This window comes from Insolitispirillum peregrinum, from assembly GCF_900156605.1.
Classification (GTDB): domain Bacteria; phylum Pseudomonadota; class Alphaproteobacteria; order Rhodospirillales; family Rhodospirillaceae; genus Insolitispirillum; species Insolitispirillum peregrinum.
Genome location: NZ_FTOA01000007.1, coordinates 61,114 through 77,571, shown reverse-complemented (window position 1 = coordinate 77,571; position 16,458 = coordinate 61,114). Strand labels below are relative to the sequence as shown.

13 protein-coding genes and 1 tRNA gene are annotated in these 16,458 nt (G+C 58.7%); 9 read left to right on the top strand and 5 right to left on the bottom strand.

The window, feature by feature from the left end:
- Window positions 1–88: 88 nt before the first annotated feature.
- Window positions 89–1,270 (bottom strand): glutamine-hydrolyzing carbamoyl-phosphate synthase small subunit, encoded by a 1,182-nt coding sequence (carA, locus tag BW995_RS17250; protein ID WP_076401673.1) that lies wholly within the window; start codon window positions 1,268–1,270, stop codon window positions 89–91.
- A 395-nt stretch (window positions 1,271–1,665) separates the two neighbouring features.
- Here carA and BW995_RS17245 point away from each other — a divergent pair, with 395 nt between their 5' ends.
- From BW995_RS17245 to BW995_RS17215, 7 genes are all read left to right on the top strand, one after another.
- Entirely contained in the window at window positions 1,666–2,121 is a 456-nt protein-coding gene (locus BW995_RS17245) for a GatB/YqeY domain-containing protein (protein WP_076401672.1), read from the top strand.
- A 50-nt stretch (window positions 2,122–2,171) separates the two neighbouring features.
- Window positions 2,172–4,040 (top strand): DNA primase, encoded by a 1,869-nt coding sequence (dnaG, locus tag BW995_RS17240; RefSeq protein ID WP_076401671.1) that lies wholly within the window; start codon window positions 2,172–2,174, stop codon window positions 4,038–4,040.
- 381 nt (window positions 4,041–4,421) lie between these two features.
- The gene (rpoD, locus tag BW995_RS17235) at window positions 4,422–6,461 is read left to right on the top strand and encodes an RNA polymerase sigma factor RpoD (RefSeq protein WP_076401670.1); all 2,040 of its coding nucleotides are present in this window, start codon (window positions 4,422–4,424) and stop codon (window positions 6,459–6,461) included.
- Window positions 6,462–6,848: 387 nt separating this feature from the next.
- Complete coding sequence (locus BW995_RS17230) at window positions 6,849–7,907, top strand: hypothetical protein (RefSeq protein ID WP_076401669.1); 1,059 nt, start codon at window positions 6,849–6,851, stop codon at window positions 7,905–7,907.
- 572 nt (window positions 7,908–8,479) lie between these two features.
- Entirely contained in the window at window positions 8,480–9,034 is a 555-nt protein-coding gene (locus tag BW995_RS17225; RefSeq protein WP_175617115.1) for a PAS domain-containing protein, read from the top strand.
- Window positions 9,035–9,053: 19 nt separating this feature from the next.
- Entirely contained in the window at window positions 9,054–10,874 is a 1,821-nt protein-coding gene (locus BW995_RS17220; protein WP_076401668.1) for a methyl-accepting chemotaxis protein, read from the top strand.
- Between the two features lie 145 nt (window positions 10,875–11,019).
- Window positions 11,020–11,268 (top strand): helix-turn-helix domain-containing protein, encoded by a 249-nt coding sequence (locus tag BW995_RS17215; RefSeq protein ID WP_076401667.1) that lies wholly within the window; start codon window positions 11,020–11,022, stop codon window positions 11,266–11,268.
- Between the two features lie 73 nt (window positions 11,269–11,341).
- Here the strand turns inward: BW995_RS17215 and BW995_RS17210 are convergent, their stop codons facing one another.
- The 4 genes from BW995_RS17210 to BW995_RS17195 all read right to left on the bottom strand — a co-directional run bounded on the left by BW995_RS17210 (window position 11,342) and on the right by BW995_RS17195 (window position 14,261).
- Window positions 11,342–11,974, bottom strand: coding sequence for a hypothetical protein (locus BW995_RS17210; protein ID WP_139332987.1), 633 nt, complete (start codon window positions 11,972–11,974; stop codon window positions 11,342–11,344).
- On the bottom strand, window positions 11,961–12,395 hold the full coding sequence (locus tag BW995_RS17205; RefSeq protein ID WP_076401665.1) for a hypothetical protein: 435 nt from the start codon (window positions 12,393–12,395) through the stop codon (window positions 11,961–11,963). The genes BW995_RS17210 and BW995_RS17205 overlap by 14 nt, the downstream gene beginning before the upstream one ends.
- Entirely contained in the window at window positions 12,385–13,470 is a 1,086-nt protein-coding gene (locus BW995_RS17200) for a hypothetical protein (protein WP_139332986.1), read from the bottom strand. The genes BW995_RS17205 and BW995_RS17200 overlap by 11 nt, the downstream gene beginning before the upstream one ends.
- 715 nt (window positions 13,471–14,185) lie before the next feature.
- Window positions 14,186–14,261: transfer RNA gene (locus BW995_RS17195), tRNA-Ile, on the bottom strand.
- A gap of 163 nt (window positions 14,262–14,424) precedes the next feature.
- On the opposite strand from BW995_RS17195, the gene BW995_RS17190 reads away from it, so the two are divergent.
- The gene (locus BW995_RS17190; RefSeq protein ID WP_076401663.1) at window positions 14,425–15,612 is read left to right on the top strand and encodes an MFS transporter; all 1,188 of its coding nucleotides are present in this window, start codon (window positions 14,425–14,427) and stop codon (window positions 15,610–15,612) included.
- A gap of 34 nt (window positions 15,613–15,646) precedes the next feature.
- Complete coding sequence (locus tag BW995_RS17185) at window positions 15,647–16,438, top strand: hypothetical protein (protein WP_076401662.1); 792 nt, start codon at window positions 15,647–15,649, stop codon at window positions 16,436–16,438.
- The last annotated feature ends 20 nt before the right edge of the window (window positions 16,439–16,458 follow it).

Sequence of the window (16,458 nt, the reverse complement as noted above, 5' to 3'; positions counted from 1 at the left end):
ACGCGGGGGGAACGCCATCGGACGCGCACGGAAGGCCGCCGGTAAAGCGAGGGGGCTGCGGTTTCCCACGGCCCCCGAATGGTCGCCTTTACGTGTTTTTGTGCGCGACGATGTTGTCAACGAAGCGCTGGAACAGGTAATGGGCATCTTGCGGTCCCGGACTGGCTTCCGGGTGGTACTGGACCGAGAACACCGGCTTGCCGTCCACCGCGATGCCTTCGACCGACTGGTCGAACAGCGAGACGTGGGTTTCGCTCACGCCCGTCGGCAGGGTCGAACGATCGACCGCAAAACCATGGTTCTGGCTGGTGATTTCCACCCGTCCGGTCAGCAGGTCTTTGACCGGCTGGTTGTTGCCGCGATGGCCCTTGTCCATCTTGTAGGTCTTTGCGCCCAGCGCCAGCGCCAGCAACTGGTGGCCGAGGCAGATGCCGAACACCGGAATGCCGCTGTCCACCAACTGACGGATCACCGGCACGGCATAGGTGCCGGTGGCCGCCGGGTCGCCCGGGCCGTTGGACAGGAAAATGCCGTCGGGGCTGTGACGCAGGATGTCTTCGGCGGTGGCGGTGGCCGGAACGACCGTCACCTTGCAGCCCGCCGAAGCCAGGCAGCGCAGGATGTTGCGCTTGGCGCCAAAGTCCATCGCCACCACATGATGCTGCGGCGCATGCTGGGTGCCAAACCCCTGACCCAGCGCCCAGCGGGTTTGCATCCAGTCGTAGGTCTGGGTGCAACTGACCTCACGCGCCAGATCCATTCCTTCCAGACCGGGCCAGCCCTGCGCCTTGGCCAGCAGGGCGGGCAGATCGAAATCGCCGGTCGGGCTGTGGGCGATCACACCGTTCGGCGCACCACCGTCACGGATGCGGCGGGTCAACTTGCGGGTATCAATACCGCTGAGGCCGATCAGGTTGTGCGAAGCCAACCACTGTTCAAGATGCTGGGCCGAACGCCAGTTCGCCGGGTCGGTGACGTCCGCACGCAGAATGCAGCCCCGCGCCGCCGGGATCATCGATTCGATGTCTTCGGCGTTGGTGCCGACATTGCCGACGTGCGGGAAGCAGAAGGTGATCACCTGTCCGGCATAGGACGGGTCGGTCAGCACTTCCTGATAGCCGGTCAGCCCGGTGTTGAACACCACTTCGCCCACGGCGTCGCCGGAGGCTCCGATGCCCTTACCCCAGAACAGCGAGCCGTCAGCGAGCACCAACACGCCAGTTGCGCCGTTCGGGCGGGGGCTGGCGGCGATGTTGATCGTCTCAGACATTTGAATACCATTTCCTTTGGCTGTGCCCCACGCACCGGGACCTCAGCGGGGGAGTCACGTCAGCAGCGATCAGGCCCGCCTTTTATCCCGTCATCACCGCCACAGGCAGCACACCAACAGGCAAAAGGCACGACTGTAGGTGCGCGCAGGCCGACCCCCAGCCTCTTCCCCAGAAAGGTTTCATGGGAAAAGTCCGGTAGCCGGGACGAGCACAGAAAGCCGCCAACGAATAAATTGGTGGGTAGATACGAAAAAGCAACCCGCCTGTCAAGAACTCCGTACTTCAGCGAAACACCATATGAAACAAAGGGTTGGTTTTTTGAATTGCCTTTGCCAAACACGCGCGAATCCTGTAGATTCCACAGCTTCCCAAGAAAAAAGAAGGTTATCTCCCGATGCTGCGTGCGCGCTTGAACGAGTCCCTGAAGGCTGCCCTGAAAGCCAAAGAGGACCGCGCTGTTTCGACCCTGCGGCTGATTCTCGCCGCCCTCAAGGATCGCGACATCGCCGGACGGACCCAAGGCATGCCGGACGGCATCCCCGACGCCGACATCCTGCAAATGCTTGGCTCGATGATCAAGCAGCGGCGGGAAAGCATCTCGATGTACGAACAGGGTGGCCGTCTGGAACTGGCCGAACGGGAACGCGAAGAAATCGCCATCATCGAAACCTATCTGCCCAAGCAGATGAGCGAGGCCGAAGTCACCGCCGCCGTCGGCGCGGTGATCACCGAACTGGACGCCAAGGGCCTGAAAGACATGGGCCGGGTGATGGCTGCCCTGCGGGAAACCTATGCCGGTCAGATGGATTTCGCCAAGGCCAGCCTGCTGGTCAAGCAACAGCTGTCCTGATCCGACAGCGGTCATGACCATCTGCGTTGATCGGGGAAGGAGGCCCTGCCATGGCCCTGTCGCAAGCCTTCCTCGATGAACTGCGCCGCCGCCTGACCCTGTCGACCATCATTGGCCGGACGGTCAAGCTGATCAAGGCCGGGCGCGAGTTCAAAGCCTGCTGCCCGTTCCACAATGAAAAAACCCCGTCGTTCACCATCAACGACGACAAGGGGTTCTATCATTGCTTTGGCTGTGGTGCCCACGGTGACGTGATCACCTATGTGATGCACACTGCCAACATGACCTTCCCCGAAGCGGTCGACAAGCTGGCGCTGGAGGCCGGACTCGAAGTCCCCAAAAGCAGCCCGGAACAGGTGGCGCAGGCCCGGCAGGCCGCATCGTTGATCGATGTGGTCGAAGCAGCCTGTCATTTCTTTGAACAACAGCTTGCCCTGCCCGCTGGCCGGGACGGCATGGCCTACCTTCAGCGGCGCGGCCTCGACCCCGAGACGATTCGCCGCTTCCGCCTCGGCTGGGCTCCCGCTGCCGGGCTGCTGAAGGGGGCGCTGGTGCGCGAGGGCGTCACCGAACAGCAACTGGTCGAAGCCGGCCTGCTGAAGCTGCGCGATGATGGCTCGCTGTACGATTATTTCCGCGAACGGGTGATCTTTCCCATCACCGACCGCCGTGGACGGGTGATTGCTTTTGGCGGGCGCATTCTGGGCGACGGCCAGCCGAAATACCTCAACAGCCCCGACACACCGATTTTCCAGAAAGGCACCGTCCTCTATGGACTGGCACAGGCCCGCCAGCCCGCCGGAGCCACCGGTCGGATCATCGTTGCCGAAGGCTATATGGACGTGATTGCCCTGTCGCGGGCGGGCTTTGCCGAAGCCGTCGCCCCGCTGGGAACGGCGCTGACCGAAAGCCAGATCGAAGAACTGTGGCGGCTGGCCGACGAACCGATCCTGTGCTTTGACGGCGACGCCGCCGGGCAGCGGGCCGCCCTGCGCGCGGCCGAACGGGCGTTACCGTTGCTGCGCCCCGGCAAATCCCTGCGTTTTGCGGTGATGAGCGGTGCGAAAGACCCCGACGAGTTGATCCAGTCGCAAGGAGCGTCAGCGATGAACGCCGTCCTTGAGCATGCCAACCCGCTGTTGGGGGTGCTGTGGGACAACCTGCAGGCCGGACGCGACCTGTCCACCCCCGAACGCCGGGCGGCGCTGGAACAGGACGTGCGCGACCTGACCGGACGAATCGCCGAACGCAGCGTGCAGGACCATTACCGGCAAGCCTTCAAGGAACGTCTATGGACCCTGTTTCACCCACCGCGCCGCTCGAGCGGTTCGGGCGGCTGGACCGGGGGACAGGCTGGCGGCCAGAGTGGTGGCCGTTACAGCAAGCCGGGATTTGGCAGCCGTGGCAACCGCCAGCCCGACCGCCCCAGTCTGGGCCGAGTCGGCGTTGGCGTTGGTCTGACCCGGCAGAAAACCGAGGCCCTGCACCGGACGATTCTGCTCGCCACCCTGATCACCCATCCCGAACTGGCCGATTCGGTGGCCGAGCGGCTGGGCGAGCTGGATTTCACCGATGTCGAGATGGATCGCCTGCGTCAAGCCACCCTGACCATCCTGGCCCAGCACGGCGGGCTTGACTTTTCGACATTATCTAACCACCTACGGACTCACGGGGTTGGCCCCCAACTGGACGCCTTGCTGCGATCCAATGCGTTTACGCACGCGGCCTTTTCCCGCCCGCAGGCCGACCTGCAAAGCGCCCGTGATGGCTGGGAGCACACCTTTGCCCTGACACGTCAGAAAGACCTGAGGGCCGACATTGACCGGATGGTCAATCAACTGGGGCAGGATCCCTCGCCCGAGACCTTCAATGCGCTGCTTGCGCTGAAAAACCACCAACGATTTGGTGGCGACGACTGAAAAAAGGTGGACTATCCGTTTTGGTGGGATAAAAAATCACCCCTTCCGGTCGAACAACGGTAAAACCCCCGACACAGGGGAAGCCCGCCCGCCGCCAGACACCATGGTTTCCTCTGGGAACCAGAGAATGCCTGCCGGGTCGGGAAAAACGAGACGTGTGAAGTTCAGAGCCTCCTGGGACACAGGTTTATCCTGCCCGCCCCGGAGAAAAGAGTGTAACAAGGGGCGGCGCTTTGTCGCCTGATGGTCATCGGACTGTTGCGCACGACGGCACAGAGGCTTATCTCTGTCGCCGCGTGTTACACCGTCACTGCATCGTCAGGCCCATGAATGGCAAAGAACAGGCGCAGCGTGACGTATTGAGATGGAGTCTATACCGGAATGGCGACAAAGGCAGCCACCACGACGGACACCCCCGAGGCATCCGAGGACAGTCAGGACAGCCCGCTGCTCGATTCCTTTAATGCCGCCGTCAAAAAGCTGGTTGCAAAGGGCAAGGAGCGCGGCTTCATCACCTATGACGAGCTGAACCAGGCGTTGCCATCCGACGACGTGTCTTCCGAGCAGATCGAAGACACCATGTCCATGCTGTCGGACCTGGGGATCAACATCGTCGAAAGCGAAGAAGACGAGGCCGCCGAAAGCGAGGACGAAGACTCCAGCTCGGGCAACGTCTCGGAAGAGGAAATGGGCCGCACCGATGATCCGGTGCGGATGTACCTGCGCGAAATGGGCTCGGTCGAGCTGCTGTCGCGTGAGGGCGAAATCGCCATTGCCAAGCGCATCGAAGCCGGCCGCGAAATGATGATCGGCGGCATCTGCGAAAGCCCGCTGACCATTTCGGCCCTGCTGGAATGGCATGACGCTCTGGTCGAGGGCAAGATGTTGCTGCGCGACATCATCGACCTCGAAGTCACCTATGGCTCGGGCCCCGATGGCGTCGTCGCTGATGCCGAGCTGGATGCCGTCGAAGCCGAAGAAGAAGAAGACACCCTGTTGCCGCCGCCCGCCCCGGTCGCCAAGCCGGTCGTGCCGAAAAAGGCCGCATCGGATGACGACACCGGTGAAGAGGAAGAGGCACAGGAAGAAACCGAGGCAGAAGGCGCCGCCGAAGATGGCGAAGCCGACGAAGACGGTGAACTGGAAGAAAGCAACATCAGCCTGTCCGCCATGGAACAGCAACTGATGCCCCAGGTTCTCGAAGCCTTTGAAAAGATCGCCGCCACCTATGCCAAGATGAAGAAAACTCAGGACCAGCGCCTGAGCACCATCGGCAAGGGGGAAGAAGTCTCCACCCAGATGGAGAAAAAGTACGACAAGATGCGCGGCGAGCTGATCAAGATGATGGAAGGCATCCATCTCAACAACGCTCGTATCGAATATCTGGTCGAACATCTGGCTGGCCTGAACAAGCGTCTGATGATGCTGGAAGGAAAGCTGCTGCGTCTGGCCGTTGACTGCAAGATCAAGCGCGAAGACTTCCTTGATGCCTATTACGGCAGCGAGATGGGGCCGTCGTGGCTGGAACAGGTCGCCCTGCGCCCCGGCAAGGGCTGGAAAGACTTCACCACCCGCCACGCCCGCGAAGTGACCCGCGTGCGCGAGGGCATCACCGCCGTTGCCGACGACGCCCGCCAGCCGATCTCCGAGTTCCGCCGCATCGTCCAGACGGTGCAAAAGGGCGAACGCGAGGCCACCAAGGCCAAGAAAGAGATGATCGAGGCCAACCTGCGTCTGGTGATCTCGATCGCCAAAAAGTACACCAACCGTGGTCTGCAGTTCCTCGACCTGATTCAGGAAGGCAACATCGGTCTGATGAAGGCGGTGGACAAGTTCGAATACCGCCGTGGCTACAAGTTCTCGACCTATGCCACCTGGTGGATCCGGCAGGCGATCACCCGTTCGATCGCCGACCAGGCCCGCACCATCCGTATCCCGGTCCACATGATCGAAACCATCAACAAGCTGGTCCGCACCTCGCGCCAGATGTTGCATGAAATCGGCCGTGAACCGACCCCGGAAGAGCTGGCCGAAAAGCTGCAGATGCCGCTGGAAAAGGTCCGCAAGGTCCTGAAAATCGCCAAGGAACCGATCTCGCTCGAAACCCCGATCGGGGACGAAGAAGACAGCCACCTCGGCGACTTCATCGAGGACAAGAACGCCGTTCAACCGCTGGATGCCGCGATCAACGCCAACCTGCGTGAGACCTGCACCCGTATACTGGCCACTCTGACCCCGCGCGAAGAACGTGTGCTGCGCATGCGCTTCGGGATCGGGATGAACACTGACCACACGCTCGAAGAAGTCGGTCAGCAGTTCAGCGTTACCCGCGAACGCATTCGTCAGATCGAAGCCAAGGCCCTGCGCAAGCTGAAGCACCCCTCGCGGTCGCGCAAGCTGCGCAGCTTCCTCGACAACTGATCCTGTCTGACGGATCTGTCCTGACCATCGCCCCGCCTGATCACCTCAGGCGGGGCGATGTGTTTTCAGAGCATTGTGCGAAAAGTGGAAACCGGTTTTCGCAACAACAATGCGGCATGGAAAAACCAGCATTGTGCGTTAAACCTGACACCACAGTAGACGACAGTTTGAAAACAGGAGCGGGCTGCCGCCCGGACCTGCTCGGGGCCTGAGGCCCCGAACCCCCGTTTTTCTTTTATCATCAAAGGAATGAGGTCTGGGGCAGACTGGCCCCGGTGAGGTATGGAGCAACACTCCATGATCCTGCTTTCGGCGTATTGTCCGGTATATTTCTTGCCTTCGCCCCCGGAACGCGGTTTGCTGAAGCCAGTCAGGAAAAGGGCAGAGATGATGCAAACCACCCTTGAACCACATGATCAGAACGATCACCCGCAAGCCGACACTCCGACCGAAGGCGCTGGCAAGTGCCCGTTCGTCCATGGCTATTTGCAGGCTCACGATACGGCGGGCCTGAACCGGATGGCGCTGTCCGGCTTTTTGCGCACAATGGCCAGCAACCCGGCCTCGTTCGACCGCCCGGAAGGCCGCTTTTGCGCCTCGTGGGTCGGGATGGACGTCAGCGTGATGACCGAAGAAAACGCCGAACGCATCAGCGCCAACCTGCTGGTCAGTTTCTTGCTGCAAGACTTTCAGCCCTATCTGCAAAAGCGGCTAAGCCAAATCCGTGAGGCCCGGCAGGACCTGTATTCCGGCGTTGCCCGCCAGTCCGGCCACTACCCGGACGAGATTCAGGAACTGTATTTTCAGGAAATACGCACCGCCAGCTGCGACACCTTCAACGCCTGGGTCAACCAGTGGATTTCCGAACGCCACTTTGACAACGCCCGTCTGCGGCAAGAGGGCAAAACGCCCGATGCCTATGGCATTGCCATCGAGCAGGCGTTGCGGTTTTTCCCGCTGTCGCCGCTGTACACCAAGGCCAACCACACCTTTGCCTCGCTGGTCCATTCCGGCAGTTGCACCGCCCTGCACGTCTGCTGGAGCCTGCTGGAAGCCGCCGCCTATCAGGCCGAGCTGCCCACCACCGCCGACTATGTGGCGCTGATCCTGCGCAGCCGCAAAAACATCCTGCCGCTGGCCATCGGGTCGTTGGGGATGGTGGTCACCTACCTCAACAATTCCCACCTCCACCCCCACGACGGGCGCGCGGTCCATGCCACCCATCATGGTCAGGATGGCATCGTGCTGGACCATGACAAGGATGGTCAACCGATCCTGACCATGAACCCCGCCTACATTCAGCCGTTCCTGCACGGTGAAAACGTCTATTACACCGGCTGCCCGGCGTTTTACGTCACCGGTCTGATCGAGACTTACCTTGAGGCCTGCACCGAACTGGCAGCCTTCTACAACATGTTCCGCACAAAGGATGACAGCCGCAGCTAAAGCATTGTGCGAAAAGCGGGAATCGGTTTTTTCGCAAATTACTGTGATAGATCAAAAGGTTAGACCAGCGTATCTGCGTCAGATCACAGGACACGACAGTTGTGAAACAGGATCATGGAGCGCTGCTCCAAACCTCGCTGGGGCCTTGAGGCCCCAGACCCCATTCCTTTGATCATAAAAGAAAAAATGGGGGTCCGGGGCCTCAGGCCCCGAGCAGGTCCGGGCGGCAGCCCGCTCTTGTTTTCAAACTGTCGTATACTGTGGATTCATATTTAAGGCTCACACCTCTAATCCCCACAAAATCATATAGTACCAAAGAACAATATAGCCCCTCGGGAGAGACACCATTTCCCTGAGGATCTTTTTTTCTTTTTTTAAAAAATATATCTCTCACATACGAATATGACTGGATTTTACATAAGGAAAACCTTCTGTTCACTGCATATGCATTAATATGCAAAATGACTTGATTTTTTCTCTGGAATCAGGTTTACCTCAGAATATATACCAAAGAACAGGGGCACCCTGCACAGCGTGACCCCGCGGGATCAGTGGAACGCAAGGAACGGCTGATGGCAGACTCTCTCGTCCTGACAGGATCCGAAAAAACCTTTTCCCCGGATCAGATCATCGTCAGCAAGACCGACACCAAAGGGCGCATCACCTATGCGAACCAGCTGTTCCTGTCGATTGCCGAATACACCGAAAAGGACGTTCTGGGCCAACCGCACAGCATGATCCGCCACCCCGCCATGCCAAGATGCATCTTTGAGCTGCTGTGGCGCACCATTGCCGCTGGCGACGAAATTTTTGCCTATGTGGTCAACCGGACCAAACAGCAAAACCATTACTGGGTCATGGCCCATGTCACCGCCCAACGCGATGAGAACGGCCAGATTACCGGATATCATTCCAGCCGCCGTTGCCCGTCGCGGGCCGCGCTGGAAATCATCAAACCGCTGTATGCCCGCCTGCTGGCCGCCGAACAGCAGCACAGCAACGACAAACAGGGCCTGCAGGCCGGTCGCGCCATGCTGGAAGACATCCTGCACCAAAGCGGGAAACGCTATGATCAGTTCGTTTTTGACCTGATCCGCCTCCCCCTTGAACAGCATCTGTACCAATAGCCCGGCGGGAGAGCTCACCATGTCCATCATCCCCAAAACCCTCCGGGCACAGGCCATCCTCGCTGGTGTGCTGCTGGCAACCATCCTGCTGGCCCTGGCAGGCGGCAGCACCATCGCCCTGCGTCAGGTCAGCACTGCCTTTGATGATGTGGTGCAGGTCACCCGGATCACCCACAAGGATCTGGTACCGCTGGTCCGCAACACCGCCGACATCCGCTTTCACATCGTTCAGGTCCAGCAATGGCTGACCGACATCTCGGCCACCCGTGGACAGGATGGCCTGGATGACGGCATCAAACTGGCCGAAGAGCACGCCAAATCCTTTCAGGACAGCATGGCTGCGGCCAAAAAGCATGCGGCAGACCTGCACCTGACCGCCATCAGCCAGAATCTGGAACAGGTCGATCAGGCGTTCCCGGCCTACTACAAAACCGGTCAGACCATGGCCGCAACCTATATCAAGGACGGCACCAGCGCCGGAAACCAGTACATGGGAACCTTTGACACGGAAGCCCAAAGACTGACCGACGCGGTTGAAACGCTGGAACAGTCGGTCAACGATTACCTTGATCATGAAAGCACCGAAGCAACCAGCCACATTGAAGACGTGACCGACAACCTGAGGGGGGCCTATACAACGATCGCCATTCTGCTGGTGATCAGTGGCGCTCTGGTCACCGTGATCGTCCGGCGGATCTTTGCTGTCCTCAGCGGCTTGAACCGGACGGCCCGCATTCTGGTCAATGCCTCCTATGGCACCCTGTCAGAGCGTATCCTGCACATCTGGCGGCAGGATGAACTGGGGGATGTCCAGCGCGCCCTCAACCGGCTGCTCGACTACACCGAAGCCTATATTGTCGAAGCCTCCGGGGCCTTGCAAAAAGTCAGTCAGGGCGACTATTACCGGACGATCAATGAAACAGGGATGCACGGATCATTCCTGAGCAGCGCCCGCGCCATCAATCACGCCGTTGGCAGCATGGAAGCCAAGGTCGCCGAGTTCAAAGCCCTCACTCGCCGCTTTGAAGACACTGTCCAGCAGACAGTGTCACAGGTGAGTTGGTCGGTTGACGAGCTGCAAACCGTTTCCGGCGACATGCGTCAGGTGGCCGGACAGAACTCGTCACTGTCCACCTCGGCCTCTACGGCGATGGACTCGGCATCGGCAGACGTGCAGGCCGTTGCCGGAGCCTCGACCGAACTGGCCGCCTCGATTGAGGAAATCGCCCGTCAGGTCAGCCATGCCAGCTCGGCAGCCGGACAGGCCAAGGACGATGTCAACAATGCCAGCAGCGAAATCGCGACTCTGGTCGAAGCCGCCCAGCGCATCGGCGACGTGGTGCAACTGATCACCGACATCGCCAATCAGACCAACCTGCTGGCCCTGAACGCCACCATCGAAGCCGCCCGCGCGGGCGAGGCCGGCAAGGGATTTGCCGTGGTCGCCAGCGAAGTGAAATCCCTCGCCCAGCAAACCGCCACCGCCACCGAGCAAATCGCTGCCCAGATCGGCGGCATCCAGTCGGCCACCCGCAGCGCGGTTGACGCCATCAGCGGCATCGGGCAGGTGATCTCCTCGATCAACGAAGTGGTCTCGTCGGTCGCCGCCGCCATCGAGCAGCAGGACGCCGCCACCCGCGAAATCAACCAGCGCGTCGAGCGCGTCGCCGTCGATACCCAAAGCGTCTCGGACAATCTGGCCGGCGTGCGCTCGGCCTCGGAACGGACCAGCGAGTCCGCCAACACCGTCACTCAGGCCGCCGACACCATGGCCAGCGCCACCGATGAACTGAAGCTGACGGTGGATGACTTTCTGGTCGCCGTCCGCAAGGTGGTGTAAGGGCGATAGCGAAGCAGGGTACTGGCATACGCGATTCCGTATAGGATGCTTTTATACGCTATTGCGTATATCTCTTTGTTATACGGAATCGCGTATATTGCTCCACGCGCGCAGAAGCCTTATCCTTGGGGAAAAGGAGCCTGCCATGCCCGAACGCCTCGCCCGCACCGAAAAGCAGCTCGGCGCCATCCTCCGCCAAGAGCGCAAAGACCAGGGCCTGACCCAAGGCACCCTCGGCAACCGGGCCGGACTGCGCCAGGCAACCGTCTCTAAAATGGAAGACGGCAGCCCCGCATTGCAGCTGCAAACCCTGATGGCCGCCCTGTCCGCCCTCAATCTGGAAATGGTCATCCGCCCGCGCACCAAAGCGCCGGACTTCGAGGATATTTTCTGACATGGCCCGGCGGCGCACCCATCACCATTGACGAATACACCGTACAGTGGGGATGACCAAGCAAGCCCTATCTTCAATTTTTATCTTGCGGTGAGAAGTGAAGGGCCGCAATTGCATGCCAGATTTTTACCGTCCGGCCATTACGCTCGTGCACATGAGAAGTCACACACCTAATTTTGTCTGAGTCATAGTGGTCTATGACCACATCTGTCCGAGTACATGATAGATGTTCTATCCAATTCTTGAAAACAGTGTCAGCGCGTTTAACGTAACAGTAGATAATCATGCCACCATGATCGCGGTATTCAGCCGGGGCCATGTAGCGGGTATCAAGCTGCTGGAACCCCTTAAATAGCCAATCATAGCTCCTGTGGATTTTAGCTTCTCCCAACCAAGTGAAGTCATCTCGTCCTTTTACTACTATGTCACAATGACCGCCTGACATGGCATCGTGCATCGCCGTAAGTCCGTATGATTTCATATTTTCAATAAGCATCATTGTCAACTCATCCTCACCCATATTATTCTTATATTTTGGATTTTCTTCGTAAGAGCGAAAAATAATATCAATTACATCGTGGACTATTTTGACGAATTCATCGTAAGTTCTGTATCTAGCTACGGCAAGGTGAATTCTCGTCTGAGGATTTCCGTTGAACATTTGCTCTAGTTGCGCGATGGAGATCATCTGCTCACACATGTTCACCGCCCTGCTCCTCATCGAGCGTAGCGAGATCTAGGTCGTAAAATGGATACACGTAGTCAAGAAAATTATAAACTTTGTCACCCGTTCGCGGGTGCACAAGCCAACCATCACTGCGAGCCACTTCATATTCATGATGGTCGATTTCGTGGTACTCACCATACTCATCTATGAATACATAGTTCTGACGCAATACGTGGAGATTTGATCCACACAAAATAGCGATTGCCTTAATGAGACTCTGATCAATCGCCGACGCAAAGGCCATACGGCGGATGGCGCTGAGCGATAGCATTCTCGCCTCGCCATCCGCCAGTTTTTCAAGGCTGGATATGACATTGATACAATAAGAAGACGCGGCAGGGTCGCTATCCTCCCACGCCTTCTTAATCTTGCACTTAATGTCAGCTAAATTAGTCGGCATCGACGTTTTCAGACAGCATTAAGGGGAGAATCTTGGATCGCACAGCATCAAAATCAAGTCGGCCCATACATTTCCGGACGACCCCTGCGGTCAATATCGGGTTAGTTGCCAGTGTTAGTTCGGATCGGCTGTTTAGCGACAACTCGGGTTTTGTGACAACCACACCCACTTGGCATAGCCATTCGATGGAAATTCGGAACGGCTCAATTTCGCCATTCAGAGCCTGCATACCTGCCTTGTGATAGATTTCCGTCCGGAGGCATGTACCGCTTCGCCTCATTTTCTCATGCTTGATCGAAGCTGTGGTTGTGCAGAATGCTAACTCCACGACGTTTCCCTGTGTCCTGTCCTTATAGAGCGCCTCGATCAAAGGAAAGAGATTAATAGGCGCTTCAAAAAGACCTTCACCGAAGAGCTTAGCAAACCTTTCTTGGAGGCAGGCATGAATAAAACCGACCCCCTCCTGAGGCAGGCCCCTCGGGCAATCAACAAGGACTGTCACGAGATTACCCTCGTGCGGAACCCATAACACCTCAAACGATTGAATTTTTACCTTTTTTAGACCAATAACTTCCGAGAATCCTGATAGAATTTCAGCTGTTTCTTCTGGTAGATCATCAAAAGATATTTCTTCCCGTATAATAACTTGGCGGATACTGGAAAATATTACCGCTATTGCGTCATCATCTTTTTCCACAGCAAGGAGAACAGGTTTGGATGGTTTGGAGGCTTCTAGCGCGCCTTGCTCAATGGGAAAGGGATACGTGTCCGTAAGGATGCCGGGCTCAATTTCGGCTTTGGCAACAGCATCTCGCAGCTTCACCATACTCTCTGGCGAAAGATTGTAGAATGAAACAGATTTTTCGCCGCATAGGAGGTGCTCTTTGTACAAGCGGGTGAGCTCGGCAATCTCCTCAGCAGACCAGTCTTTCTCCAACAGCTTGGCGGTAGTTTGATCCCATCCTCGGCCACGAGGCAAGTCCGCCGACACCAGTACTTTCTGAGCCGTTTCCCAAGGCATCCTGCTACGCATAGCGGCCAAAAGGGATTCTACTGGATTATCATGAGTACTCATCTTCTGACCCGTGATTTTCTCCTCGTAACCCATTGAGTTTGAACCTCTCTGAAAATACAATCAATAGGAGCATGGTTCATGTTTGCTTTTCTAGCAAGGCCATTTTGCGCTTTTTTTTGCTGGCCTTGGAAAAGTGGAGAACGAACGTGTCGTAATGCCAAGATCCCCGGCAATCACCCGCGAAGGGCGACCGCTCGCCTTTGCCACAGTGCGGTACCCTGTCAAGGTTCGGGAATCACTTCTCACTTTTCCTAGGCAAGTCCAATGGTGACATTGACGTGCGTATCGAATAGCGTCACACCTACAGCATTACAGTTCATTTAGAAAAAACACAAATATATTACCCATGAAGGAATGTATACGCAGACAATCCTAGTTGCAGAAGCATCTTCTGGAATACATTTATAGCAGAGAATATACTTCTATTTTTTCGATTTTTATAAATATTCCTTGAGAAATATGGACTACAACAAGCATCTTATAAGCACCATCCTCACACTTCCCATCACCTCTTTATTTTGGATGTTCATCGTCAGCCTGCTGGTCAACCTCTCCTAGGTTGATGTATATGCCGAAAATTGATTTTCAGCATCGTTTGTCGCATCGCGGACGGCCAAGTAGTAGCAACCTGCTACCATGCCATCGGAGCAGCTGCAACTACCGCCCAGACGACCGGGACAGACGGAGACAAAAATGAAGTCTTTATCGGAAAAGGTGGTAGGCCCGGAGGGACTCGAACCCCCAACCAGACCGTTATGAGCGGTCGGCTCTAACCATTGAGCTACAGGCCCCCAAGGGACGGAGCGGGATAATAATCAAATGGCGGGCGTGGTCAACAGTGGAGTGATACAACCGCCTCTTGCAAAGCAGTCCCCCTCATCAGGGGAGCTTCTCTTGCATTGCAGCAAATTTGCCGACATATAGCGCCCTTTCCCGCTCTTCAGGAGACCAGACATGGCGTCCCACCCCTCCGCCCCGCTGTCGCCGGGGCTGGTGTTGTTTGCGCTGGCGATGGGGGGATTTGCCATTGGCACCACCGAATTCGCCTCGATGAGTTTGCTACCCTACTTTGCGCGTGACCTCCACATTGACGAGCCGACCGCAGGCCACACCATCAGCGCCTATGCGCTGGGGGTGGTGCTGGGGGCGCCGGTGTTGGCGGTGATGGCAGCGCGGCTGCCTCGCAAGACCGTGCTGTTGGCACTGATGGTCATGTTTGCGGTGGGCAATGCCCTGACCGCGCTGTCGCCGTCCTATACATGGATGATGATCTTCCGCTTTTTCAGCGGTGTTCCGCACGGAGCCTATTTCGGGGTGGCGGCACTGGTGGCGGTGTCGCTGGTGCCGCCGCAGAAACGGGCGCAGTCGGTGGCGCGCATGATGCTGGGGCTGTCGGTTGCCACCATCATCGGCGTGCCGTTTGCCAACCTGCTGGGGCAGCATTTTGGCTGGCGCTGGGGCTTTGCGGTGGTGGCGGTGCTGGCCTTGCTGACCGTGGCGCTGGTCGCCCGCTATGCACCAATGGACAAGCCCCGCCCGGGGGCCAGCCCGTTGCGCGAACTGGGGGCGCTGGTCCGCGGGCAGGTGTGGCTGACGCTGGGCATCGGGGCGATTGGCTTTGGCGGGCTGTTTGCCGTCTATACCTATCTCGCCTCGACCCTGATGGAGGTCACCGGCCTCAGCGCGCAACAGGTGCCGCTGGTCCTCAGCCTGCTGGGGGTTGGGCTGGTGATCGGCAATCTGGCGGCGGCATGGGCCGCTGACCGCATCCACATGTGGGCGGCAGGCATTCTGTTGCTGTGGAGCACGGTGGCTCTGGCCCTTTATCCGGCGGCCACCGGCTCGCCGTGGCTGGTGACCGGGGTGGTGATCCTGATCGGCTTTGGCGGCGGATTGGGGCCGATCCTGCAAACCCGCCTGATGGATGTGGCGGGTGATGCCCAAACGCTGGCGGCGGCGCTGAATCACAGTGCCTTCAACTTTGCCAACGCACTGGGGCCATGGCTGGCCGGGCTGGCGATTGCAGCAGGCTGGGGCTGGGCCTCGTCGGGCTGGGTTGGCAGTCTGCTGGCCTTTGGCGGATTCCTGCTGTGGGTGTGGGCGATGATCGTTGCCCGCCGCAAGCCGGTGGTGGCAAGCTGACGCACCGCCCTTTCCGCCACACGGAGCCGTTGTGATGCCAGCCCCAGCCCCCGTTCCCCTCTGGCGAGCCGCGCTGTCCGCCTGTGCCGAAATCCTCTCTCGGCGCGGGGCCTTGCTGGCCATGCTCTGGGCCACCGGCATGGCGGTTGATGTGCTGGTTTCCGGCCCGCTGTTCCGCTGGCTGACCAAAAGCAGTGGTCTGGAGATTCCCCTGCCCTATGGGCCGACCCTGCTGGCCTGGCTGTATCTGGCACCGCTGGGCATGGCGCAGGCGGCGCGGGTGGTGGTCCGCCCCGCTGGCGTCCTGCCCAGTGCCGATGCGCTCAGTTCGCCACGCCGGGCGGCAGAGTGGCGCCATCAGGGCTTCCATGGCCTCACCCTGTGGGGCTTGTCGTTCGCCCCGGTGCTGATCATCGCCACCGCCGCCCATGACCAGAGTGGGCTGGCCTGGGCCACGCTGGTGGCCTTCGTGCTGGCCGGTGGCGGCTGGTTGCTGAGCGTGGCGCAGATTGCTCCGGCAGAGACCAGCCTCGGCCGCCCGTTGCCTCCCCTGCCATGGGCCTTGCGATGGTCCAGCGCCCTCACCACCCTTGGCGGGCTGGCCATCACGGTGATTGTCAGTAACCTTGTGGTTGGGCTGGTGATCCTGCCGCTGTTCAAGGCCGCCGCCGACAGCGGCAAGGCGTTGGGGGCCCTTTTGATTGTGCTGTCGAATCTGGGCATGGTACTGACCGTCCTGACCGCCGCCGCCGTCAGCGCCGCCGCCTGGCAATGCCATCGGCAACAGCAATGGCAGACTCTGCACCCGCCAAAAAGCGAACTTTAGCCGAACGAAAAATGGCTTTT

Bases quoted from the DNA above. Each gene is read 5' to 3' on its own strand.
- carA (WP_076401673.1), bottom strand. From the start codon at position 1,270: ATGTCTGAGACGATCAACATCGCCGCCAGCCCCCGCCCGAACGGCGCA.
- rpoD (WP_076401670.1), top strand. From the start codon at position 4,422: ATGGCGACAAAGGCAGCCACCACGACGGACACCCCCGAGGCATCCGAG.
- BW995_RS17230 (WP_076401669.1), top strand. From the start codon at position 6,849: ATGATGCAAACCACCCTTGAACCACATGATCAGAACGATCACCCGCAA.
- BW995_RS17225 (WP_175617115.1), top strand. From the start codon at position 8,480: ATGGCAGACTCTCTCGTCCTGACAGGATCCGAAAAAACCTTTTCCCCG.
- dnaG (WP_076401671.1), top strand. From the start codon at position 2,172: ATGGCCCTGTCGCAAGCCTTCCTCGATGAACTGCGCCGCCGCCTGACC.
- BW995_RS17215 (WP_076401667.1), top strand. From the start codon at position 11,020: ATGCCCGAACGCCTCGCCCGCACCGAAAAGCAGCTCGGCGCCATCCTC.
- BW995_RS17200 (WP_139332986.1), bottom strand. From the start codon at position 13,470: ATGAGTACTCATGATAATCCAGTAGAATCCCTTTTGGCCGCTATGCGT.
- BW995_RS17205 (WP_076401665.1), bottom strand. From the start codon at position 12,395: ATGCCGACTAATTTAGCTGACATTAAGTGCAAGATTAAGAAGGCGTGG.
- BW995_RS17190 (WP_076401663.1), top strand. From the start codon at position 14,425: ATGGCGTCCCACCCCTCCGCCCCGCTGTCGCCGGGGCTGGTGTTGTTT.
- BW995_RS17220 (WP_076401668.1), top strand. From the start codon at position 9,054: ATGTCCATCATCCCCAAAACCCTCCGGGCACAGGCCATCCTCGCTGGT.
- BW995_RS17245 (WP_076401672.1), top strand. From the start codon at position 1,666: ATGCTGCGTGCGCGCTTGAACGAGTCCCTGAAGGCTGCCCTGAAAGCC.
- BW995_RS17185 (WP_076401662.1), top strand. From the start codon at position 15,647: ATGCCAGCCCCAGCCCCCGTTCCCCTCTGGCGAGCCGCGCTGTCCGCC.